Origin of the sequence: Tardiphaga sp. 866_E4_N1_4, from assembly GCF_052076075.1 — a bacterium.
Classification (GTDB): domain Bacteria; phylum Pseudomonadota; class Alphaproteobacteria; order Rhizobiales; family Xanthobacteraceae; genus Tardiphaga; species Tardiphaga robiniae.
In genome coordinates, this window is the sequence record NZ_CP197242.1 from 6145213 (window position 1) to 6166361 (window position 21149).

The window sequence follows — 21149 nt, forward strand, 5'->3', positions numbered from 1 at the left end:
CGTTGCAAAGCACCAAGGATTCATCATCATGAACACGCTACGACTTGCGACTGCGGTCGCCGCAATCCTCTTCGCGCCGGTGGCATGGGCGCAAAACACCGCACCTCTGAAACTCGGTGCGATCCTCGACATGTCGGGGACATATGCCGATATTACGGGTGAAGGCAGCGTATATGCGGCGAAGATGGCGGTCGAAGATTTCGGCGGCGAAGTACTCGGCCGAAAGATCGAAATTCTATCGGCGGACCATCTGAACAAGGCCGATCTCGCCAGCAATATCGCACGTGAATGGATCGACAATCAGGGCGTCGAAGCGCTTATCGACGTCGCTGCCTCCGCTACCGCACTCGCGGCCAATGAAGTTGCGAAAACCCGCGGAAAAATTATCATGCTGAGTGGTCCGGGCGCGACGAGGCTGACGAACGAGGCGTGTGGTCCTTACACTGTCCACTATAACTACGACACGTTCGCGCTGGCGAACGGCACTGGTCTCGCCGCCGTTAAGCAGGGATTTGACAGCTGGTTTTTCCTGACGGCCGATTATGCGTTCGGCCTCGATCTCGAAAAGGACACGACGAATGTCGTGAAGGCGACGGGCGGACGGGTGCTCGGTGGTGTGAGACATCCGCTGAACACATCGGATTTCTCCTCCTTCCTGCTGCAAGCACAGGCGTCGGGCGCGAAGGTGATCGGGCTGGCGAATGCGGGCAGCGATACTGTGAATGCGATCAAGCAGTCAGCGGAATTCGGCATTACAGCCAAGCAGCGGCTGGTGACGCTTCTCGCCTTCATCACCGACATCGACACTTTAGGTCTGAACACCGCGCAAGGCCTCATTTTGACCGAAGGGTTTTATTGGGACCTGAACGATGAGACGCGCGCTTTCTCAAAACGCTTCCAGGCGAAAATCAACCGCATGCCAACCTCGGCACAGGCCTCCATCTATTCATCGGTCCTGACCTATCTGAAGGCTGTACAGGCTGCCAACACCACCGATGCCGTTGCTGTGATGGGAGAAATGAAGAAAACCCGGATCGACGACATGTTCGTTAAGGGGGGCTATATCCGGGAGGACGGCCGGATGATCCACGACATGTATCTGTTCGAAGTCAAGAAGCCCTCGGAGTCGAAGGGGCGATGGGACAATTACAGACTTCTGGCGACGATCCCCGGCGAGTCAGCCTTCCAACCGCTGTCGCTTTCGAGATGCCCGCTCGTGAAGAAGTGACACGAATACCTTGCGTCAGTCGATTGTGACGATCAATCGGCGACTATGGCGAACGGATTCAATTTTAAGACCGGATAACCTGGAGTTACTCATGGCAATGACGATGAACGGCTCGGTCCGGTTGGAAGCCGCGCGGGAAGCGGTATGGGCAAAGCTCAACGATCCGGCAGTGCTGAAGGCTTGCATCCCCGGTTGCGAAGAGTTGGAGCAGACGGAGGACGGCGGCTTTCGGGCCACGGCGAAGATCAAAGTCGGACCCGTATCAGCTCGATTCAAAGGGCGGGTTACCCTGAGCGATCTCGATGCGCCCAATGGATACCGCATAGCGGGCGAGGGGGAGGGCGGCATCGCCGGGTTCGCCAAGGGCGGGGCAGTGGTGGTCCTTCAGGAAGACGGCGACGGCACGGTCCTGACCTACGATGTAGAGGCGCAGATCGGCGGCAAGCTTGCCCAACTCGGTCAGCGCCTCATCAATGGCTCGGCCAAGAAAATTGCCGACGAATTCTTCGGAAATCTTGCAAAGGCCGTTGGCGGAGATGAGCCATAGCCGTTGGAGCGGCAACTGGCTCGTCGTCAATGTTATCTTGCCAAGCGGACACTGCGGATCGAAGCCCTTCCGGAAGCGCCACGAGCGCCCGGACGCACGGTCAACATATACGTGCACGAAAATACCCCTGTGCGGAGGCTTCCTCAGCGTCGTCCTGGAATAGACCGACCTCGTATCGAACGCTGCTCGTTCCTATACGACCCACGCGTAAGCCCCGACTTCATTTTTCCCGAGCGTCCAGCCGGGCTGATACCGATGCGGTCTTAAGAATGACAGACGCGATCTAGCTATGGCGATTTCTCCGCTGCAACGCCTAACGGGTGTTGGGCATCGGAGCGGCTTGCTCTTCCTAGTTGTGGCGTATTGGTGGTTCTGACGCCGCTCAGTAAGTCGGTTTCCGATGCGTCCGGCAGTCGTATGGCCCATCGCTATCCGAACCTTTGATGTTGGCGTTGTAGTACTTACCCATGGACGGAGCTGCCAGAAACGCATCGTAGGTGGCCGCTGGCATTTCGCAGTAGGGGTAGTAGGTGGCGTTGAGTTGCACGACCATGAACTTCTGGGCCTTGTCATAACAGGCACGATTGACGAAGCTGCTGCGCATGATCTCGGTGCACGCAAAAGTCTTCAGGTTCAGCTGGCCGTAATACTCTACATCCGCGGTCTCGGCAGTGGCCCAGGTGGCACCCGCAATCGAAGAGCTGAGTAGCAGAACAAATCGAAGCATGGGAATTCCGATGTTCGAGAAGATCGTGACCTGGCTGAAAGTAGTTAAGCCGAAGCATCAAGATGAACCGGCCGATGCTGAAATGAAAGAGCTTGCCGAGCTTATCGAGACTGGTAATCCGGAAGACGCTGAGGTCTTAAGGCGCATGGCGAAGCTGCTGGGGCAGACGGATTAGTTGACGCCCGTGTGGCGTCGGTGGCCCACGGCCCGGTTGATCTGATTAAAGCTGATCTCTTTGGAATCGAACGAAAGCCCTTTATCCTGCCCGCCAAAGGTCAGTTCGCGGAGTAAAGTGGTAATCGCAGTTTCTATTATGAGTTGCACTGCTGCGCTTCGTTCGGTACCGAGGACTAGGAGATTCCTTGGAGCGGGGTTGCAATGCGGATTTGCTTGGGTGGGCTTCTGGGTCTCGTTATCTCGTTGCTTACGGTCGGCGCGAATGCCCAAAGCCAAGGAGACGTCATCGATCTGTTCGGGTCGATGGTGAGGTCAGGCATCACCCTTGCGGCCCAGGCAGAGTGGGAAAGGTTACCGGCACGGGAGGTCGGGTGTGTCGACCAGGCACTGCGCCAGAGCGGCTCGTCCATTAACACCGCCATCAGGCAAGGCATCAATCCTTCCGATCCTCGTGTTGCCGAAATCCGGGCGGCGTGCCGCACGCAGGCGGTCGCACCGGCGGACCGGCCCGGGCCGAGCTTCAATTGCGCGGTGGCGAACCGTCCCGACGAGATGGCCATCTGCTCCAACGCGGAATTGTCGCGTCTCGACCGGGCCGTCGTTGCGCGCTACGAATTCCTTCGCGCACGATATGGCGAGCCCGCAGCGAGGTCCGTTGCAGGTCCGCTGCTCCGGTCGCGACAAAGCTGCGGCGCCGACGTCGACTGCATCAGGCAGGCGCAGCTTGCTACAATGTCTGAATTCCAACGGCGAGGCGCGCCAGCGTTCCAGCCAGAGCCCGTTGTTCCGGCGGTGGCAACGAAGTCGATCTATTCGGTGGACGGCCTGGCATTGGGCGGCCGCATTGTCCCTGACAGCGCCTCCTACAGGGACTATCGCTGCGCTCCGAGCGAGCAGTTCCCGGACTTCACGTGGTGCCAGAAGCGGCGCGCCGAGACTTCCCCGCGCGGGCAGTACATGTCTTCCAATTCGATACTCCACACGGCGGACGGGACCGCTCGGTACGTGAACCGCTATCTCGAGCCCGCCTTATTCGCCGGTAATGAAGCGCAGGACGACGTCAATCGGCTGTCCATCAAGTTCGGGCCGCCGCGGACGATCTCGATGCCCGGACGGCCGGACGCTCCGAACGGTCTGATCGCCTACTGGGGCGACGTCGTCCTGCAACCACTCGATCCGAAGTCGATGGGCGAACTGGCCGCGGGGAGGGACGTCCGTGCAGGACTCATCGTCGATCATATCGGAAACTTCCAACGCTCCGCGCGTCTCGGTCTGCCCGTCTACAGGCTCACCGGGGGGGCCGGGTACGTCTGGGCTGCAAGCTGGGACGCGAACGGTCGCGGCACGCTTCGTTTCCTCACCGTGGACGCTTCACAGATCTCTCCCGCGCCCATCGCCTCGGCGGCTCCTCCGGCCAGGCAAATGCCGGAAGCCTCCACTGCAGCGGCTCCCCCCGTCCAGTCGCTCGACACGGCCGCAGTGCCTCCCAGCGAGCCAGCAAAGGCTCAACCACAAGCCTCGTCGGCAGCGACCGCGCAGGCGGCTGCCAAGCCTGCCACAAGCGAGACGAACGCCAACGGATCAGTCGGTGCGCCGGAGCGGCCTAGTCAGCCCCCGAAACCCGAAGCCGAAGCCGTGGCTCCGCGAGTGATCCCTCTCGCCCCTCAGCCCACGCCGGCTGCCGCCGAGACGCGGACCGACGCGAAAATAGCGGCCAACGGGCAGGATGTCTCCGGCACGGCGCCTTCCGCAGAGAAGGCACCTTTGCCGTTGGTCGTCGTGACGGAGAACTCGCGGACAAAAGGTGACGAGACGGCGGGCGCGCAAGCCCCCCCCAGCGCGCCCGTCGCCAACTCATCGAAAGCCTCAACAGCGCCTCTTCCTCAAGCGGCGTCTGCATCCAGCGGTCTGGTCACGGCGCTGGTGGCTGTGATCCTCTTGTTGTTGGCGTCCGTGCTCTACCTCGCCTTAAAGGGCAAGCGCGATGTCGTCGCGCGGGTGCCGGGTGATGATAAGATCGAGCCCCCGACGGAACCCCGCGATGTCGCTCCGCCGCGCAACGCCGACTTGCCGACGATCGTGATGGCTGTCCCCAAGATGGATCTCGGCACGGAGCCGATCTCGACCATCGTCGAACCGCCCGCAGCGGCAACGGAGAAGACCGGGAGCCCCGGCGCTGAACGGGTAGAGCCGCCATTCCGTGCCGCGGCATCGGCCACGACGGCGGTCGCGGTCACCGAGCAAGGCTCGGCGCTCGAGGACCTGCTGGCCCATCCTCATGCTGGCATTTACGGATGGGCCGCCGTGGTGGCCGTATCGACTTTTTTGGCGACCATCGGAGGACCAATCCTCCTGATCCCGCTTCTGGCGACAGCGTATCTGCTGCCGACGTTCGTCGGATTCAAAAGGCGACACGTTTACAGCTGGGCCATCCTGGTCCTGAACGTGATTTTCGGCGTCACCGGACTCGGCTGGCTGGCGCTGATCATCTGGGCTTTCACCGGACCTGCGAGGTCGGCGCTCGACGGAATGAACAGTGCTGAGGCCATCGGTCTTTCCCGACGCCCCGACGCGGTGTTGGGGCAGATGAGTGACCGTGAGATATACTCCGGCTGGAAAATTCCGATCCAGCAGGCCGAGATTTTCGGATTTGCGATCGCCCGAGGCCCCGTAATATTTGGCTCAGACGACCTCGTCGCATACTTCAAGCACCCGTTCATCGGAATTTCGCGCGCCTCGTCAGGTCGGTCCGGGTCTTTCGACGTCAGGTACGACGTGAAGCGCCAGATCCGTTGCATAGCAAAGATCGACGCCGCGACGAAGATAAGCGTCGGGCGGACCTTGGGACGTTCCGCCCTCACAGGCATCGGCGCCGCCATCTTCACGGGACGTCATGCGGCGCTCGGGGGCGCCATCCTTGATTACAGGTTCGCCGGCGACGAGACCACCGAGACGGTCACCGGCCTGATCGTCTTTTCCGACTTCTCATCCCTGATATTCGAATGCGATGCAGCGCATTACGAAAAATTCTGCGCACTGATGCCGCCCGAGGCCCTCTCAGATGAGCGTGCCGAAGAAACCGCCGAGCAGTTGGGCAAGATAAAGCGCATGGCCGATGATGGGCCTCGCGTGATCCTGGAAATGGACGAAGCCGTCGCGAAAGCACAGAAGACTGTCGACCGGATGACGGTGCAGGCGGAGGAGGGCTCGTCCTTCGCGGATCGCGACGAGGCGAGGCTGCAATTGGCGGGCTTGTCGGAGCAGCTTCACGATGCCAAGGCGATGTCGGACGCAGTGCGGCAGCTCATCGCCAGTAGAAACCAAGACCGCATGGAGGGCATCGGTATTGCATAGAACTAGTACCAGAAAAGGAGAACGGCGGGCGATATCCCGGCGCGACGCCGAGGACGTCCTCAAGGAACGCGCGGGTGCCCTCATGGTCGTGGTGCGCAGCATTACATGCTCGAGCGAGACGGAGGGGCGGGTCGGCTCGGTGGTGTCCGATCTTCTCGATTTGGCGGGGAGCATTTCGGCGCGTCCGCTTTCTCCGGCCACCAGGCGGGTTTACAGATTCGTCAAGGGCGGCACAGGATTGGCCAACCCCTGTGGGGAAGCGTAAAATCGTTGCTTCCACAGATTCGAGGTGTGAAATGCAAACTACCAAAGTCCGCGTAACGACGCCGATGCCCGAAGGTAAGCCGCCCATGGTGTGGCATTTGGAGCTGATGACGGCGAATCCGGCCGAGGCAATTCGATGGACTAAGGCCGCTCCCCAAGTGTTGGCGCACGCAACTGTGGAAGTTGTCAGTCAGGTTGCTGCCTGAACCGCTGTTATTCGGCGCGTACTAGCGCGTTGTCACCGCGCTGGACGCTGTCCCGTTATGCCTGCTGCCGCTTCTGTCGTCGGAGGCGACGCAGGCCTGCTTCGAGTGGATTAGCGCCGTACGAGTCCCGGAAACCTAAGACCGTTCGGCCCGAAATCGCGCAGTAGCTCCTCGCAGACCTTGAGCCTAGGGGTGTTCCGGATGTGCTGGCGGGACTCTGCCTGTGCCTTGAAGAACGGGTGGGTCTCGATCGTGCCGAACGTTGCAGGCGGACGCGGATTTGGACGAGCCAGCTGGCTTCTCGCCAAAGTGACTGGCTTCCGCAGCTACTGCAAAGCGAATTGAGGGGGCAATTTACCGCCCCCAATATCTGCACAATGCTCGAAATGACCCCCGTCGATCTTTTCAGCGCTGAGCGCGGCTAAGAAAAAATCAGGAGAATTAAATCAAAGATTTCAGGGAGATCGAAAAAACGTGTCACTCTTAAAGAGGGAACCGAGTCGTTCTTAAACCGGAATCGAGTCGTTCTTTCGTAGTCCGCATAAAACACTAAATCATTGGTGGGCCCGGCAGGACTCGAACCTGCAACCAGACCGTTATGAGCGGTCGGCTCTAACCATTGAGCTACAGGCCCCGCCGGCGTCCAGCGGACGTGAGGACCGGGGACGGCGGTGCAGGCATTCCTTATATCGGCCATCGCCTGTGGGCAATGCCGCGTTCCCGGGGGCGGAACTTTGGCCGGGCGGTGGCGTTGGCCCGCGCAATTTCAACGTAGGGAGGCGCGGGTGTTTCGCTGGGCTGTCATCTGTCTGATCATTTCCCTGATTGCCGGCGGCCTCGGCCTCACCAACATCTCGGCTTTCGCCAAGAAGCTCTCGATCATCTTCTTTGCGCTGTTCTTCCTCGGCTTCCTGGCTTTGCTGGGCTTCGCCTATCTGGTCGCCGGGGCGGTCAGCAGTTCTGAGCTGCTGCCCGCCATGGTCGCCGTGAGCGTCTAGACGAAGAGCGTCCAGCTCAATCGACCGAGACGCCGGCGAATTCCACCACCTTGCGCCATTTCTCGGTCTCGGCGGCAACCAGTTTGCCGAATTCCTCGGGCGTCATCGGCTTCGGTACGCCGCCGGTCTCGGCGAGCCGTGCGATCAGCTTCGGATCCTTCAGCGCTTCGCCCACAGCCTTGTTGAGGGTGGCAATCACCTCCGGCGGCGTGCCCTTCGGCGCGGAGATGCCGTAGAAGCCGATGGACTCGAAGCCTGGCACCGTCTCGGCAATGGCCGGGACATCCGGCACGATGGGCCAGCGTTGCGGCGAGGTGACGCCGAGCGCGCGGACGGTGCCGCCCCGCGACTGTTCGAGCGCCGTGGGCAGGTTGTCGAAGATCAACTGCACCTTGTTGGAGATGATGTCGGGAAAGGCGATCGCCGAGCCGCGATAGGGCACGTGGATCATGTCGCATTTGGTCATCGCCTTGAACAATTCGGCCGACATATGCACCGAGGTGCCATTGCCCGAGGACGCATAGGAGATCTTGCCCGGATTGGCCTTGCAGTAGTCGATGAACTCCTGGACCGTTTTCACAGGCATGCCATTCGACACCACCAGCATATTGGTGAGCTGCATGATGCTGGCGACCGGCACGGTATCGCGGATGAAATCGTAAGGCAGCTTCTTGTAGAGCGAGGCCGAGATTGCGTTGTTCGGCGCGACGAACAGCAGCGTATAGCCGTCCGGCGCCGAGGTCACGGCCGCGGCGGCGGCCAGATTGCCGCCCGATCCAGCGCGGTTTTCCACGACGAATTGCTGGCCGAAATGATCCGACAGCCACTGCGCCATGATGCGCGCCACGATATCGACAGGGCCGCCGGCAGCGAAGCCGATCAGCCAGCGCACGGGGCGATCCGGATAGCCGGCGGCAGAGGCGGGGAGAGTTGTCGTGGTAAGGCTCGCGAGGCCGACGAGACACAGCACAGCGGCACGCAGAAAAGCGATCATAGTTCCTCCCAGACATGAAAATCGCAGCGCTGATGCGCGACGTCGTTCGATCGGGCTTGCCGCCCGTTACCTCCATGCTTTCATAGAATTCGGATTTTGCCTACAAGCTTGGTCGAACGATGCAGACCGAACGACGTCGAGGTGCCCCATGAAAATGATGCCGCTTGTTTGCGCAGCATTCCTGACTGTCACGACGGCCATTGCGCAGGAGGGAGCCAAGCCGATGTCGACCACCATGCCTCTCAGCTTGAGTCTCGGCACGGCGACGCCCGGCGGCGGCTTCCCGCTCTATGGCGACGCCTTTGCCGAGGTGATGAACAAGGCCGATCCGTCGCTGACGCTGGCGACGCGCAACACTAAAGGGTCGACCGAGAACATCCCGTTGCTCGAAGCCGGTCAGCTCGATCTCGCTTTGGTGGCCGGCGAGCCCGCTTATGAAGCGTTCAAGGGCATCGGCCGGGCGCCGACGAAGCTCAAGATCATCACCGCGCTGTATTCCAATCCGGGCATGTTCGTGGTCCGCGCCGACAGTCCCTACAAGACGATCCGCGATCTTGTCGGCAAGCCGATCGCCTTCGGCGCGAAGGGCTCCGGCCTCGTGTTCCTGTCGCGCTATGTGCTGGACGGGATCGGCCTCGATCAGGACAAGGATTTTCAGGCGGTCTATCTCGACCGCGCCGGCGACGGTCCGGCGATGGTGCAGGACGGCCGCGTTGCCGCATTGTGGGGCGCTGGCCTCGGCTGGCCCGGCTTCAAGGCCATGAGCGAAAGCCCCGGCGGCGCGCGCTTCATTGCGCCCGATGCGGCGGAGATCGCGCAGATCCGCGCCAAACATACTTTCCTCAAGCCGATGCTGGTGGGCGCCAACAGCTATCCGAACCAGCCGATGCCGATCGCGTCAGTGGGCTCGTGGAGCTACATCCTCGCGCGCGAAACGCTGCCGGATGATGTCGCCTATCGGCTTGCGAAGACGCTGCACGGCGCCGAAGCCACGCTCGGTGCGCGGCTCGCACAGGCGAAGGAGACGACAGCATCGAATACGGTGGCGTCAGCGCCTGATGTGGCGCTGATCCATCCCGGGGTGCTGAAGTATTATCGAGAAATTGGATTGGTGAAGTAGCGTAGCGGATCGCTCTTGCTTCCCCTCTCCCCCCAGACGAAGCGCAGCTTCGCTAGGCGGGAGAGGGTGGATGCGCGCCGAAAAGGCGCGCAGACGGGAGTGGGCGCCACGAACTCCGAGCTCTGCGCACCCCTCTCCCGTCCGCGCTTCGCGCGGCCACCCTCTCCCGCAAGGGGAGAGGGAAGGTGGAGCGCCGCCGATAGTTTCTCTTCTGCTACTTTTTCCCCAACGCACAAGCCGGGTCCGGCGGTCCAAATGCGTCCTCGCCGGAAATCTTCGCGAGGATCTTGTAGTAGTCCCACGGATACTTGGATTCTTCGGGCGACTTGACCTGTACCAGCATCAGGTCGTGGACCATCAAGCCGTCCTCGCGCAGTTTGCCGTTGCGGGCGAAGAAATCCTCGATCGGCTTCTCACGCATCTTGGCGGCGACTTTCAGTGGCTCGTCGGTACCTACTTCCTTGATGGCGTTGAGATAGACCATGGTGGAGGAATAGACGCCGGCCTGCCACATGGTAGGCATCCGCTTGGTCTTCTCGAAGAAGCGCTTCGACCAGGCGCGGGTCTTGTCGTCCATGTCCCAGTAAAAGGCGGTGGTCAGCAGCAGACCCTGTGCTGTCTGCAGCCCCAGCGAGTCGATGTCGGTGATCAGCGCCAGCAGGGCGGCCATCTGCTGGCCGCCCTTGAACACGCCGAATTCGCCGGCAGTCTTGATCTCGTTGATGTTGTTCGGCGGCCCACCGGCGATGCCGATGATCTTGGCTTTCGAGGCCTGCGCCTGCAGCACGAAGGACGACAGGTCCGACGCGCCGAAGGGCGGGCGCACACTACCCAGCACCTTGCCGCCGGTTTTGGTCACCACCGCAGATGCATCGCGCTCCAGCGCATGGCCGAAGGCGAAATCGTCGGTGATGAAGAACCAGCTGTCGCCGCCGCGCTTCACGACTTCCTGCGCGGTGCCGACGGCAAGGGCGCGGGTATCGAACACCCACTGCATCGTATAGGGCGAGCAGAACTTGCCGTGGAAATCGGCGGCGCCCGTCGAATGGGTGATGAACAGCCGCTTGCGATCGTTGGCGACGTTCTGAACGGCAAGGCCAACAGCGGAGACCGGCACGTCGACGATGAGATCGACCTGATCGACATCGTACCAGCGCCGCGCGAGACTGGCGCCGACATCGGGCTTCAACTGATGATCGCCGATGATGATGCTGATCGGCTTGCCGAGCACGCTGCCGCCGAAATCATCGACGGCCATTTGTGCAGCTGTCACCGAGCCTTGGCCGGATGGCGTCGAGGCCGGACCGTTCATGTCGGTGAGTACGCCGATCTTGACGACGTCGTCGGAGACCTGGGCCGAGGCGGTTGAGGCGAGGAGAGCAAGTGCAATGCTTGAGATCACGGACAAAGATGTGCCGCGCATGAAGGTCCTCCCATTTGTCGCGACACTTCGGTCGCGTGTTGGGAGAAGCTTAGGTCAGGCTTTGTCGTCGAGCAATGCAAGCCGTTCGGCTTCCGCGATGTCATCCATCGTATTGGCATTGAAGAACGGATCGACAGGATCAGTCGGCCATTCCACGGTCGCGAGCGCGTAGCGGGATGTCCAGCGGCCGACCTTGCGGATGTCCTCGTTGACGAGTGCGTGCCGTAACTCATGGCGGAGGGAGATATCCCACAAGCCGACGACGGGGTGCGACTGTCCTGCGGACGAGGCAACAGCAAGCTGCGCATTCTCCGCGATGCGGGCCTGATGCAAGCGGGTGACGAGATCGCGCGGCAGGAACGGGCAGTCGCCGGCGGCACTCAGCATCCACGTGACGTCAGGTCGGTTGGCGGCTGTCCATTCAAGACCTGCGAGAATGCCGGCGAGGGGGCCGGGAAAATCCGCGACGTCGTCGGCGATCACCGGCAGTCCGAAGGACGCAAATCGCGCGGGATCACCATTGGCGTTCAGCACCAGTCCGTCGCATTGCGGCGCGATGCGTGCGATCACGCGGGCCAGGATGCTGCGGCCGCGGATTTCACGCATCGGCTTGTCGCCGCCGCCCATCCGGCGCGCGAGACCGCCCGCGAGAAGCACGCCGAGCGCGGCCGGATATGTGTTCGTCATCGCCATACCGCTGCATATGACATTTGACGCCAGCCCGATATAACGCAGTTGCACCAAGTGGAACCGCGCGATGCCCGTGACCAAGCTCGACCTGACCGGATTGAAATGCCCGTTGCCGGCGCTGATGACGCGCAAGGCGATGAAGGCACTGTCGGTCGGCGACCGCCTCGAAGTCCACTGCACGGACCCCCTCGCGGTGATCGACATCCCTGCATTGATCCAGCAAAGCGGCGATCAGATCGAAGCCTCCGAACGCAGCGGCGATGTGATCGTTTTCTTCATCGAAAAACGAAATGCTGCGATTGCAAATCGCGATTGAATTGCTGCGATGCAGTGGAAATCATTGATAAATTTTCGCTCCTGATACCTTTGGACTATCGACTCCCGCAGTCGCTTCTGGCCCTGTTCTAAAGTGCGAGCGTGCGTGAATCTTTGTCCGCGCGCCGCAGGGGAATTGACGAAGCGACTTTTTCAAATCGCAGACCGGCTCAGAAGGGTCGGCTGCAGGGGAGAACTTTCATGACAAGTGTGGGCAACGCCGGAACACTGTCTGGCACCAAGCCAGGATTGCTGGAACGCGAACGCATCATTGCGACCGCCGGCTTCAACCGGTGGCTGGTTCCACCTGCTGCACTCTGTATTCATCTCTGTATCGGCATGGCCTACGGCTTCAGCGTGTTCTGGCTGCCGCTGTCGCAAGCAATCACGACACCTGCCTCGAAGGAAGTGTGCGAGGGCATGAGCCTCGCCACCGAGCTGTTCACCACCACCTGTAATTGGAAGGTCGCCAGCCTCGGCTGGATGTACACGCTGTTCTTCGTGCTGCTCGGAGTCTCCGCCGCCATCTGGGGCGGCTGGCTCGAGCGCGTCGGGCCGCGCAAGGCGGGCTTCGTGTCAGCGATGTGCTGGTGCGGCGGCCTCGTGCTCGGTTCGATCGGCGTCTACACGCATCAGCTCTGGCTGCTGTGGATCGGCTCCGGCGTGATCGGCGGCGTTGGTCTCGGTCTCGGCTACATCTCGCCGGTCTCGACGCTGGTGAAGTGGTTTCCGGATCGTCGCGGCATGGCCACAGGCATGGCCATCATGGGCTTCGGCGGCGGTGCGATGATCGGCTCGCCGCTGGCTAACCTCTTGATGAATTATTTCAAGACCCCGACCGATGTCGGCGTCTGGCAGACCTTCCTCGCCATGGGCGTGATCTATTTTGTGTTCATGACCATTGGCGCGTTCTCCTATCGCATCACGCCACCGAACTGGAAGCCGGAAGGCTGGACCCCGCCGGCTACGGCGAATGCGATGATCACGACCGGCCACGTGCATCTCGACAATGCGCACAAGACCAAGCAGTTCTGGCTGATCTGGGGCGTGCTCTGCCTGAACGTGTCGGCGGGCATCGGCGTCATCGGCATGGCCTCGCCGATGCTGCAGGAAATCTTTGCGGGCAAGCTGATCGGTGCGCCTGACCTCTCCTTCAGCCAGCTCTCGGCTGCACAGAAAACGGCGATCGCCGGCATCGCCGCCGGCTTCGCGGGTCTGATCTCGCTTTTCAACATCGGCGGCCGCTTCTTCTGGGCGTCTTTGTCGGACAAGCTCGGCCGCAAGAACACCTACTACACGTTCTTTATTCTCGGCATCGTGCTCTACGCACTGGTGCCGACCTTCGCGGCGATGGGCAGCAAGGTTCTGTTCGTGCTGGCCTTCGGCATCATCCTCTCGATGTATGGCGGCGGCTTCGCGACCATCCCGGCCTATCTCGCCGATATCTTCGGCACTCAGTTCGTGGGTGCGATCCACGGCCGGTTGCTGACGGCCTGGGCGACTGCGGGCATCGTCGGTCCGGTGGTGGTGAACTACATCCGTGAATTCCAGATCGCCGCCGGCGTGCCGCGGGCGCAGGTCTATGACTTCACGATGTACATCCTCGCCGGCATGCTGGTGCTGGGACTGATCTGCAACATGCTGGTGAAGCCACTGGCGCCGCACTGGTTTATGAAGCCGGAAGAAGTAGCGAAGTTGCAGGCCAAGGGCGCCGAGGCGGCGTCGGCCGGCGGAGGCTCCTATGGCATCGGCAAGGGCGGTTTCGATGGCGCAGCCATTGCCTTCTGGGCTTTCGTCGGTGTCCCGCTGTGCTGGGGCGTCTGGCTGACGCTGCAGAGCGCCGCGCGCATCTTCCAGTAAAATCCGCGCGGGACCGGCAGCGAAAGCTTCCGGTCCCGTTTCACATCTGACGAACAATCTTCAAAACAAGCACATTCGGGGATAACGATGACACGCATCACTACGGGCCTCGTGGCCGCACTGTTCGTTGTGACTTCAATGGGCGTTGCTTCGGCACAGACGCCTGCGACGCCGGCAACCCCTGCTGCGCCCGCCAAGATGAAGCTGAACAAGCAGAGTCTGAAGGACATGAAGGCGAAGTGGAGCGCCAACAAGGGCAAGCTCAAGGCCTGCCGCAAGGACGTCAAGGTCAAGGGTCTCGCCGGCGACGATCGCTGGTTCTACATCGAAGACTGCATGGCCAAGAGCTGAGCGAGCGCTGGTCTTTCCGGCAGTTCCAGCCTCCTGATCTTTATGCCGCGCCTATGAACAGGCGCGGCTGCCCGTCTCGATTTCATATGGCGATGTCCGCATCTTCTCACCATCCCGACGCGCTCATGCGCCAGGGATTTGAGAAGACGGACAACGACCATGACGATGTTCTACAATCGCGATACGCAGCTGCACGATTTCTCGGCCGACAGCGCCTATCGCAGCTACCTCATCAGCCGCAATCAGCCGGCGATCGTCCATCACTCGGGCGATATCCAATGGAAACGGCTTTGCGTAGCCATCAGGCTGACGCGTAACCACGTCAAGGGCTTCTTCGCCGCCATCCACATGGCCCTGGTGGCCGACAAGATGCGCCGCGCGCGGCGTGAGCTGGCGCGCGTCCGTGTGCGCGCCGCCGATACGCCGGTGCTTCCGGATCGCCGGAGCGTGCCATGAGGGAAGACCGTTCTGCAGCGCTGTTCGCACGTATCCCCTCCTATGCGACCATCATGCCGGGCGTTCTCGCCCGGCTATGGCGTTTTGTCATTGGACCTGCTGTCTATCGGCCGGCTGCGCATTATATGCGCGGACCCGGCCCGAAATGTCGCGAGAAGAACGAGCGCGCGCCCCCCCAATCCTAGCGGGCGCGGCGCAGGGGCGGCGCGTCGTCGGGCTGTGCCCAGATCGCGTCCATCGCGGTGTGTACCTGCTGCTGCTCGGCATCTGTAAGCTCGATCAGCGGCAGGCGCACGGCGGCACTCCCCAGGCCCCGCAAGGTCAATGCATATTTCACCGCCGATGTAACCTGGTCCGGCGGCAGAGCTGCTGCGAGCGGCGCCAGCATGTCGGAGATGGTCGTCGCATAGCGCGGGCATCCCTGGCGGGCCGCGTAATACATGCCGCGGCAGAGCTGCGGCGCCACATTGGCCATCGCGGAGACAACGCCGTCGCCGCCGAGCAGCAGATAAGGCAGGGCTGCGGTGTCCTGTCCCGTCAGCATCCGGAAACCCGCCGGCAGCAGCGGCCGCAATCGCGCGAGCCGTCCGGCGTCGCCGGTGTCGTCGCGCAGGCCTATCAATCGTGGCGAGGCGGCGAGGCCGATGAGCGTGTCGTCGGTCAGCGCGCGAGCACAACGCGATGGTGCGTCATGCACAATGACCGGCAGCAATGTCGCCTCCAGGATCGCACGGAAATGCGCTGCGATGCCATCTGCCGTCGGGTGGTTGTAATACGGCACGACCGAGATGACGGCATCGGCGCCGGCAGCCCTTGCCAGCCGCGTTGATTCAATGGCGCGGCTGGTGCAGTTCGATCCCGCGCCGGCAATGACGTGGATGCGCCCGCGGGCGACGCCGGCGGCAGTCCGGATCAGCGTGGCGCGCTCCTTCGAGGTGAGTGTGTCGGCTTCGCCGGCGGTCGCGCCGACCACGATGGCACTGGCGCCGGCATAGACCTGACGCTCGCACAACCGCGCGAAAGTGAGGAGATCGAGCGCGCCATGCGCGTCGAACGGCGTCGGCACGTCGGCGATGATGCCGTGCAGCCAGTCGTTGGCGTGATGGGAGGCATGAGCTTGCGGGAGGGCATGAGCCCGAAGAGCAACTGTGGACATGGCGGGAAGCTCAGGCGACGCGCCGTTGTTGTAACCGTTCGACGGAGGTTGCTGGCGTGAAAGGCAGGGCGTTCATATCGAGTTCGATGAGGCCCGCCGCCTCGATGATAGCTTCGGGGCGATGACCGTTCTCGAACAGTGCATAACGCACGGCATTCGCGCGGCTGACAAACAATCCGCCGAATAGGCCGTTCTGCTCCTGCGCGACCCACTGGCCGCGGCCGTTCTTGCCGATGAAAACGAGGGATGAGCTACACGAGGGAGGTTCGATGGTGATCACTTGCAGTCTCCAGTTCATTCGCTTGAGCGAATGGCTGCAAGATGATCGGCCGCCCGTTTGAAAACGAGATGAGCGGCAGTGCCGCGTTATAGGGATTTCATAAGTGCGTCCGTTCGCACATCACCCACGCGGAACCATCACCGATGATGACGATTGATCGTTTCCATCACAACGGGAGCATGGAATGGCGAAATATTCCAAGAAGGCGGCAGCGAAGGTCGCGCGAGCGGTGAAGAAGGCGAAGGCCGGCACGCTGAGAAGTGGTCGTTCGAAAAAGAAGGTGACCAGCCGCAAACAAGCGATCGCCATCGGCTTGTCGGAAGCTCGCGCCGAGGGCAAGAAGGTGCCGAAGGCGCCGAAGAAAAAGACGGTGAAGAAAGCCAGCAAGAAGACGGCGGGGAAAAAGAAAGCGGCCAAAAAATCCCGGAAGTCGACGAAGGCCTGAGGCTGCGCCGATGTACCTTGATCGACGCATATGAACCAATCTTCGTCATGCTCGGGCTTGTCCCGGGCATCCACGTCTTGGGGAGAGAAGGGACGTAGATGGCCGGGCCCGGCCATGACAGTTTCGACCGAAGCGTCATCGCCTCACTTGGTCTGTAGCGTCGCCTTCAGCAGGTGGTCCTTACATTCATCGTCCTTGCCCTCCGCCATTGCTTCGCTGGCCAGGCCGATCTCGTCGGAAGCGGTCTTCTTTTGCTTGCCATCGGCCATCTTGGCGATGGCTTCGGCGACGAAGGCGATATTCGAGGCGTTGCATTCCCGTGTCTGTAGCTGCTGCGCCTGCGCTGCCATGGTTGGCATCAACGCGATGCCTATGATCATTCCCAAAATCTTCATGCGCTCAGCTTGCCTTGCGGTGCCGCGCCGATGACCGCGCGGCCTTCTTGGCCGGACGCTTGCGTGCTACATGTGGTCGTGACGACGAAGCGCGTTTGGTCGACTTGCCCTTGCCACCCTTGAGGCTCGCCTTCAGCGCATCCATCAGGTTGATGACGTTGTCCGGCTTCTCCTCCTGCTCGACGACCTTCACCGGCTTGCCCGCAGCCTTGCGCTTCACCAGCGTCTTCAGCGCGGTCTCATATTCATCCTTGAACTTGCTGGGATCGAAATGCGACGCCTTGCTGTCGAGGATATGCACCGCAAGGTCGATCATGTCCTTGGAGATCTTCGGGCTCTTGATATCGTCGAAATAGTCCTCCTCGTCGCGCACCTCATAGGGGAAGCGCAGCGTAGTCCCGAGCAGCCCCTTGCCGAGCGGCTCGATGGCGATGATGTGCTCGCGATTGGTGAGCACGATGCGCGCCAGCGCTACGCGGTCCTTGTCCTTCATGGCATCGCGGATCACAGCGAACGCATCGGCACCGGCCTTGCCGTCGGGCGCGATGTAATAGGGATTGTTCAGATAGCGCCTGTCGATCTCGTCGCGCGGCACGAAGTTGTCGATGTCGATGGTGTGGTTGCTCTCGATCTGCACGGCCTCGAGCTCTTCCTTCTCGATCTCGACATATTCGCCCTTGCTGATCTCGTAGCCGCGGCCCTTCTGCTCCTTCTCCACGACGTCGCCAGTCTCGGCATCCACCATCTGCTGTTTTAGCCGGTTTCCGGTCTCGCGGTTGATCATGTGGAATTTGGTTTTCTCGACCGAGGTCGCGGCCGGATACAGCACCACCGGGCAGGTGACGAGCGACAGCTTGAGAGAGCCTTTCCAGTAGGCGCGGGGCGGGGCCATACTCGTCCTCCAACTCGATCTACAAATGAAGCGCGCAGACCGCAAAGTATTGCGCTGGCGTGGATTTCCAGGAACTTCAACGGCAGTTGCCGGTTTTGGTTCCGGGCCGGATCATGCGCCCAATGCGGTGAGTGGGGGACGGTGTGGCCGACAAGCAGCTTCAGATCTACCGCCGGAAACGCGATTTCGCGCTCACCAAGGAGCCCGCCGGCCAGATCGTGGTCGCGCCGGCGAAGCGCCGCCGCTTCGTGATCCAGAAACACGATGCCACGCGGCTTCATTACGATCTGCGGCTGGAGATGGACGGGGTGTTCAAGTCCTGGGCCGTCACGCGCGGGCCGTCGATGGACCCCGCCGACAAGCGCCTCGCTGTCGAGGTCGAGGACCATCCGCTGGATTACGGCGATTTCGAAGGCACGATTCCCCGGGGACAATACGGCGGCGGCACCGTGCAACTGTGGGACCGTGGCTATTGGGAGAGCGACGATCCGGACAAGGGCTTCAAGAAGGGCGACCTGAAATTCACGCTGGACGGCGAGAAGCTGCATGGCGGCTTCGTTCTGGTGCGCATGAAGCATGACCGCAATGGCGGCAAGCGCACCAACTGGCTGCTGATCAAGCATCGCGACGACTTCGCGAAGGAGGGCAAGGCCAACACCATCCTCGACGATGACAAGTCAGTGGCGTCCGGCCGGACCATGAGCGCCATCGCCTCAGGAAAAGGGAAGGCGCCGAAGCCCTTCATGATCGCGAAGACGGCGAAGATCAAGCCGGACGCGGTGTGGGATTCCAGCGAGGGCAGTGCTGCTGATGCGCGTGCGAAGAAGGGCGGCAAGAACGAGGCTGATGTAGGGGAGGCGAGGACCGAGAAAGCTGCAGGCAAAAAAGCCGTGACAAGGAAGGCGGCCAAACCATCGGCGAAGCCGGTCAAGGTCGCAAAGATGCCTAGCTTCGTCGCGCCTCAACTTTGCACCATCGTGGAGCGGCCACCCTCCGCGGATGGCTGGGCGCATGAGATCAAGTTCGACGGCTATCGGGTGCAGCTCCGCGTCGAAGACGGAGAGGCCACGCTGAAGACACGCAAGGGGCTCGACTGGACCGACAAGTTTCAGGCCACCGCCAAGGAAGCCACCGGCCTGCCGGATGCGATCATCGATGGCGAGATTGTCGGCCTTGACGCTCATGGCGCGCCGGATTTCGCGGCGCTGCAGGCGGCGCTGTCGGATGACGAGACCGATACGCTGATCTTCTTCGTGTTCGACCTGCTGTTTGCTGATGGCGAAGACCTGCGGAAGCTGCCGCTTGGCGAGCGCAAGGAGCGATTGAAGGCGCTACTCGACAAAGCCCGCGGCCGTCGCAAGGAAAGCCTGATCCGCTATGTCGATCATTTCGAGACTGGTGGTGACGCCATTCTGCAGTCGGCCTGCAAACTGTCACTGGAAGGCATCGTCTCCAAGAAGCTGTCGGAGCCCTATATGTCCGGCCGCTCGCAACACTGGACCAAGGCCAAATGCCGGGCCGGTCATGAGGTCGTGATCGGCGGATGGAAGAGTAATGCCGGCAAGTTCCGGTCGCTGATGGTCGGCGTCAACGGAGGCGATCATCTGGCCTATGTCGGCATCGTCGGCACCGGCTTCGGCCAGGACAAGGTCACGCGCATCATGCCGGCATTGAAGAAAGCGGCGGCGAAGACCAGCCCGTTCGGCGGCAAGGAGACGCCGCCGGGTGGCCGGGACGTGCACTGGCTCAAGGCCGAACTGGTGGCCGAGATCGAATTCGCAGGCTTCACCGGCGCGGGCATGGTGCGTCAGGCGTCATTCAAGGGGCTGCGGCACGACAAGCCGGCCGATGAGGTCGAGGCCGAGACTCCCAAGAGGACCGAACTTGTCGAGCCGACGCCGAAGCGCAGCGCGAAGAAGACTGCCAAAAGCTCCGCAAGAAAAGCCGCGCCCGCAAAAGCTGCGGCAGGCAATGCCGTTGTCATGGGCGTATCGATCTCCAAACCCGACAAGGAGCTGTGGCCGGATGCCGGCGATGGCGAGTCGGTTACCAAACGCGATCTCGCGGTGTATTTCGAGGCCATCGGCGATTGGATGATGGACTATCTCAAGGGCCGCCCGTGTTCGATCGTGCGCGCGCCCGACGGCATCGACGGACAGCAGTTCTTCCAGCGCCACGCAATGTCGGGGACATCCAACCTGCTCGAACTCGTGAAAGTCTCCGGTGACCGCAAGCCTTACCTGCAGATCGATCGCGTCGAAGGTCTTGCGGCTGTCGCGCAGATCGGCGGGCTCGAACTGCATCCGTGGAATTGCGCGCCGGATGCGCCGGATACACCGGGGCGTCTGGTGTTCGATCTCGACCCGGCGCCTGATGTGGAGTTCATTGCCGTCATGGATGCGGCACGCGAGATGCGCGAACGGCTCTCGAGCCTCGGCATGGAGAGTTTCTGCAAGACGACCGGCGGCAAGGGCCTGCATGTGGTGGCACCACTGCTGCACGGCGCGAAGGACAAGGTCGACTGGAAAACGGCCAAGAGTTTTGCGCAGGCCGTGTGCCAGCAGATGGCCAGTGACGACCCCGAGCGCTACCTCCTCAACATGTCGAAGAAGCTGCGTGGTGGAAAGATTTTCCTCGACTATCTGCGCAACGACCGGATGTCGACCGCGGTCTCGGTGCTGTCGCCGCGGGCGCGAAAGGGGGCCACGGTGTCGATGCCGCTGACATGGCCGCAGCTGCGCAAAGATCTGGGTCCGAAGAATTTCACTGTGCGCAGCGTCCCGTCGCTAATGGCGAAGAGCAAGGCGTGGGCGGGTTACGAGGATGCTGCGTCGTCGATCAAGTCGGCGATCGGGAAACTGAAATGACTCTTACCGTCATTACTCGCTTTCGCGGGTGATGACGGTGAGAGCGTACGCACATGGAAAAGCGCGCGATCCTTCCGGATCGCGCGCCTTGAAATCAATATCCGCTCTTACAGCTTACCAAGCAGCAGGAGGATCAGCAGAATTACCACGATGAGGCCGAGGCCACCGCCGCCGTAATAGCCGGTGCCGTAGAATGGACCGCCGCCGATACCGCTGAAACCACCAAGCAAGGCGATAATCAGAATGATCAGAATGATAGTACCAATGGACATGGATTTCTCCTCAGCCTGGCAGACGGACAAGCCTGCTGCCTTCATGCGATAAAAACGCGCAGGCATCCCCAAGGTTCCATGAGTGAAACTTTGATTACGACTACCGTCGGGCGAAATCGCGCTTACATCCGT

General features: G+C 61.5%; 21 protein-coding genes, 1 tRNA gene and 1 pseudogene. 13 read left to right on the forward strand and 10 right to left on the reverse strand.

Translation table 11 applies throughout. From position 1 onward, the window contains the following. Positions 1-28 precede the first annotated feature (28 nt). Both AB8B20_RS29520 and AB8B20_RS29525 read left to right on the forward strand, forming a co-directional pair. Positions 29-1228, forward strand: coding sequence for an ABC transporter substrate-binding protein (locus AB8B20_RS29520; RefSeq protein WP_439070698.1), 1200 nt, complete (start codon positions 29-31; stop codon positions 1226-1228). A 91-nt stretch (positions 1229-1319) separates the two neighbouring features. Continuing rightward, positions 1320-1775: an SRPBCC family protein gene (locus AB8B20_RS29525; RefSeq protein ID WP_439070699.1), complete on the forward strand. Its 456-nt coding sequence runs from the start codon at positions 1320-1322 to the stop codon at positions 1773-1775. A 382-nt stretch (positions 1776-2157) separates the two neighbouring features. On the opposite strand, the gene AB8B20_RS29530 is transcribed toward AB8B20_RS29525, so the two are convergent. Beyond that, positions 2158-2502 (reverse strand): KTSC domain-containing protein, encoded by a 345-nt coding sequence (locus tag AB8B20_RS29530; protein ID WP_439070700.1) that lies wholly within the window; start codon positions 2500-2502, stop codon positions 2158-2160. Positions 2503-2512: 10 nt separating this feature from the next. On the opposite strand from AB8B20_RS29530, the gene AB8B20_RS29535 reads away from it, so the two are divergent. Together AB8B20_RS29535 and AB8B20_RS29540 are read left to right on the forward strand one after the other, a co-directional pair. Further along, a complete protein-coding gene (locus AB8B20_RS29535) occupies positions 2513-2677 on the forward strand; it encodes a hypothetical protein (RefSeq protein WP_439070701.1) in 165 nt (54 codons plus the stop codon). Positions 2678-2892: 215 nt separating this feature from the next. Further along, a complete protein-coding gene (locus tag AB8B20_RS29540) occupies positions 2893-6033 on the forward strand; it encodes a superinfection immunity protein (protein WP_439070702.1) in 3141 nt (1046 codons plus the stop codon). Positions 6034-7061: 1028 nt separating this feature from the next. On the opposite strand, the gene AB8B20_RS29545 is transcribed toward AB8B20_RS29540, so the two are convergent. Further along, positions 7062-7137, reverse strand: a tRNA-Ile gene (locus tag AB8B20_RS29545). A 151-nt stretch (positions 7138-7288) separates the two neighbouring features. On the opposite strand from AB8B20_RS29545, the gene AB8B20_RS29550 reads away from it, so the two are divergent. Then, a complete protein-coding gene (locus tag AB8B20_RS29550) occupies positions 7289-7501 on the forward strand; it encodes a DUF1328 domain-containing protein (RefSeq protein ID WP_093760748.1) in 213 nt (70 codons plus the stop codon). A gap of 16 nt (positions 7502-7517) precedes the next feature. Here AB8B20_RS29550 and AB8B20_RS29555 read toward each other — a convergent pair whose 3' ends face one another. Further along, positions 7518-8495 (reverse strand): Bug family tripartite tricarboxylate transporter substrate binding protein, encoded by a 978-nt coding sequence (locus tag AB8B20_RS29555; RefSeq protein ID WP_439070703.1) that lies wholly within the window; start codon positions 8493-8495, stop codon positions 7518-7520. Positions 8496-8643: 148 nt separating this feature from the next. Between AB8B20_RS29555 and AB8B20_RS29560 the strand changes: the two genes are divergently transcribed. Further along, positions 8644-9615: a TAXI family TRAP transporter solute-binding subunit gene (locus AB8B20_RS29560; protein WP_439070704.1), complete on the forward strand. Its 972-nt coding sequence runs from the start codon at positions 8644-8646 to the stop codon at positions 9613-9615. 214 nt (positions 9616-9829) lie between these two features. Here AB8B20_RS29560 and AB8B20_RS29565 read toward each other — a convergent pair whose 3' ends face one another. Continuing rightward, positions 9830-11038, reverse strand: a complete 1209-nt coding sequence (locus AB8B20_RS29565) for an ABC transporter substrate-binding protein (RefSeq protein ID WP_439070705.1) — start codon at positions 11036-11038, stop codon at positions 9830-9832. A gap of 54 nt (positions 11039-11092) precedes the next feature. Then, entirely contained in the window at positions 11093-11725 is a 633-nt protein-coding gene (gene mobA, locus AB8B20_RS29570; protein ID WP_439070706.1) for a molybdenum cofactor guanylyltransferase MobA, read from the reverse strand. A 70-nt stretch (positions 11726-11795) separates the two neighbouring features. On the opposite strand from mobA, the gene AB8B20_RS29575 reads away from it, so the two are divergent. From AB8B20_RS29575 to AB8B20_RS29595, 5 genes are all read left to right on the forward strand, one after another. Further along, positions 11796-12044, forward strand: a complete 249-nt coding sequence (locus AB8B20_RS29575) for a sulfurtransferase TusA family protein (protein ID WP_093760742.1) — start codon at positions 11796-11798, stop codon at positions 12042-12044. Positions 12045-12244: 200 nt separating this feature from the next. Next, positions 12245-13903 carry an OFA family MFS transporter gene (locus AB8B20_RS29580; protein ID WP_175367285.1) on the forward strand — a complete coding sequence of 553 codons (1659 nt, stop codon included), beginning with the start codon at positions 12245-12247 and terminating at the stop codon, positions 13901-13903. Between the two features lie 87 nt (positions 13904-13990). After that, positions 13991-14254, forward strand: coding sequence for a hypothetical protein (locus tag AB8B20_RS29585; protein WP_439070707.1), 264 nt, complete (start codon positions 13991-13993; stop codon positions 14252-14254). 159 nt (positions 14255-14413) lie between these two features. Next, the gene (locus AB8B20_RS29590; RefSeq protein WP_439070708.1) at positions 14414-14710 is read left to right on the forward strand and encodes a hypothetical protein; all 297 of its coding nucleotides are present in this window, start codon (positions 14414-14416) and stop codon (positions 14708-14710) included. After that, a complete protein-coding gene (locus tag AB8B20_RS29595) occupies positions 14707-14895 on the forward strand; it encodes a hypothetical protein (protein WP_439070709.1) in 189 nt (62 codons plus the stop codon). Before AB8B20_RS29590 ends, AB8B20_RS29595 begins: the two co-directional genes overlap by 4 nt. Here AB8B20_RS29595 and dapA read toward each other — a convergent pair. Both dapA and AB8B20_RS29605 read right to left on the reverse strand, forming a co-directional pair. Further along, positions 14892-15866, reverse strand: a complete 975-nt coding sequence (gene dapA, locus AB8B20_RS29600; protein ID WP_439070710.1) for a 4-hydroxy-tetrahydrodipicolinate synthase — start codon at positions 15864-15866, stop codon at positions 14892-14894. The two genes, AB8B20_RS29595 and dapA, sit on opposite strands and share 4 nt — an antisense overlap. Positions 15867-15876: 10 nt before the next feature. Then, a complete protein-coding gene (locus tag AB8B20_RS29605; protein ID WP_439070711.1) occupies positions 15877-16146 on the reverse strand; it encodes a hypothetical protein in 270 nt (89 codons plus the stop codon). 184 nt (positions 16147-16330) lie between these two features. On the opposite strand from AB8B20_RS29605, the pseudogene AB8B20_RS29610 reads away from it, so the two are divergent. Then, a pseudogene (locus AB8B20_RS29610) lies at positions 16331-16585 on the forward strand (DUF6496 domain-containing protein); the annotation flags it as partial. Positions 16586-16734: 149 nt separating this feature from the next. On the opposite strand, the gene AB8B20_RS29615 reads toward AB8B20_RS29610, so the two are convergent. Both AB8B20_RS29615 and AB8B20_RS29620 read right to left on the reverse strand, forming a co-directional pair. Then, a complete protein-coding gene (locus AB8B20_RS29615) occupies positions 16735-16971 on the reverse strand; it encodes a hypothetical protein (protein ID WP_439070712.1) in 237 nt (78 codons plus the stop codon). A gap of 19 nt (positions 16972-16990) precedes the next feature. Continuing rightward, positions 16991-17878 carry a non-homologous end joining protein Ku gene (locus tag AB8B20_RS29620; RefSeq protein WP_439070713.1) on the reverse strand — a complete coding sequence of 296 codons (888 nt, stop codon included), beginning with the start codon at positions 17876-17878 and terminating at the stop codon, positions 16991-16993. A 143-nt stretch (positions 17879-18021) separates the two neighbouring features. Here AB8B20_RS29620 and ligD point away from each other — a divergent pair, with 143 nt between their 5' ends. Continuing rightward, positions 18022-20745: a DNA ligase D gene (ligD, locus tag AB8B20_RS29625; protein ID WP_439070714.1), complete on the forward strand. Its 2724-nt coding sequence runs from the start codon at positions 18022-18024 to the stop codon at positions 20743-20745. Between the two features lie 107 nt (positions 20746-20852). Here ligD and AB8B20_RS29630 read toward each other — a convergent pair whose 3' ends face one another. Beyond that, a complete protein-coding gene (locus AB8B20_RS29630; protein ID WP_081422059.1) occupies positions 20853-21017 on the reverse strand; it encodes a DUF3309 family protein in 165 nt (54 codons plus the stop codon). Positions 21018-21149: the final 132 nt, after the last annotated feature.

Bases quoted from the DNA above. Each gene is read 5' to 3' on its own strand.
- AB8B20_RS29595 (WP_439070709.1), top strand. From the start codon at position 14,707: ATGAGGGAAGACCGTTCTGCAGCGCTGTTCGCACGTATCCCCTCCTAT.
- AB8B20_RS29580 (WP_175367285.1), top strand. From the start codon at position 12,245: ATGACAAGTGTGGGCAACGCCGGAACACTGTCTGGCACCAAGCCAGGA.
- mobA (WP_439070706.1), bottom strand. From the start codon at position 11,725: ATGACGAACACATATCCGGCCGCGCTCGGCGTGCTTCTCGCGGGCGGT.
- AB8B20_RS29585 (WP_439070707.1), top strand. From the start codon at position 13,991: ATGACACGCATCACTACGGGCCTCGTGGCCGCACTGTTCGTTGTGACT.
- AB8B20_RS29520 (WP_439070698.1), top strand. From the start codon at position 29: ATGAACACGCTACGACTTGCGACTGCGGTCGCCGCAATCCTCTTCGCG.
- dapA (WP_439070710.1), bottom strand. From the start codon at position 15,866: ATGTCCACAGTTGCTCTTCGGGCTCATGCCCTCCCGCAAGCTCATGCC.
- AB8B20_RS29565 (WP_439070705.1), bottom strand. From the start codon at position 11,038: ATGCGCGGCACATCTTTGTCCGTGATCTCAAGCATTGCACTTGCTCTC.
- AB8B20_RS29620 (WP_439070713.1), bottom strand. From the start codon at position 17,878: ATGGCCCCGCCCCGCGCCTACTGGAAAGGCTCTCTCAAGCTGTCGCTC.
- AB8B20_RS29630 (WP_081422059.1), bottom strand. From the start codon at position 21,017: ATGTCCATTGGTACTATCATTCTGATCATTCTGATTATCGCCTTGCTT.
- AB8B20_RS29575 (WP_093760742.1), top strand. From the start codon at position 11,796: ATGCCCGTGACCAAGCTCGACCTGACCGGATTGAAATGCCCGTTGCCG.
- AB8B20_RS29535 (WP_439070701.1), top strand. From the start codon at position 2,513: ATGTTCGAGAAGATCGTGACCTGGCTGAAAGTAGTTAAGCCGAAGCAT.
- AB8B20_RS29615 (WP_439070712.1), bottom strand. From the start codon at position 16,971: ATGATCATAGGCATCGCGTTGATGCCAACCATGGCAGCGCAGGCGCAG.
- AB8B20_RS29525 (WP_439070699.1), top strand. From the start codon at position 1,320: ATGGCAATGACGATGAACGGCTCGGTCCGGTTGGAAGCCGCGCGGGAA.
- AB8B20_RS29560 (WP_439070704.1), top strand. From the start codon at position 8,644: ATGAAAATGATGCCGCTTGTTTGCGCAGCATTCCTGACTGTCACGACG.
- AB8B20_RS29590 (WP_439070708.1), top strand. From the start codon at position 14,414: ATGACGATGTTCTACAATCGCGATACGCAGCTGCACGATTTCTCGGCC.
- AB8B20_RS29530 (WP_439070700.1), bottom strand. From the start codon at position 2,502: ATGCTTCGATTTGTTCTGCTACTCAGCTCTTCGATTGCGGGTGCCACC.
- AB8B20_RS29555 (WP_439070703.1), bottom strand. From the start codon at position 8,495: ATGATCGCTTTTCTGCGTGCCGCTGTGCTGTGTCTCGTCGGCCTCGCG.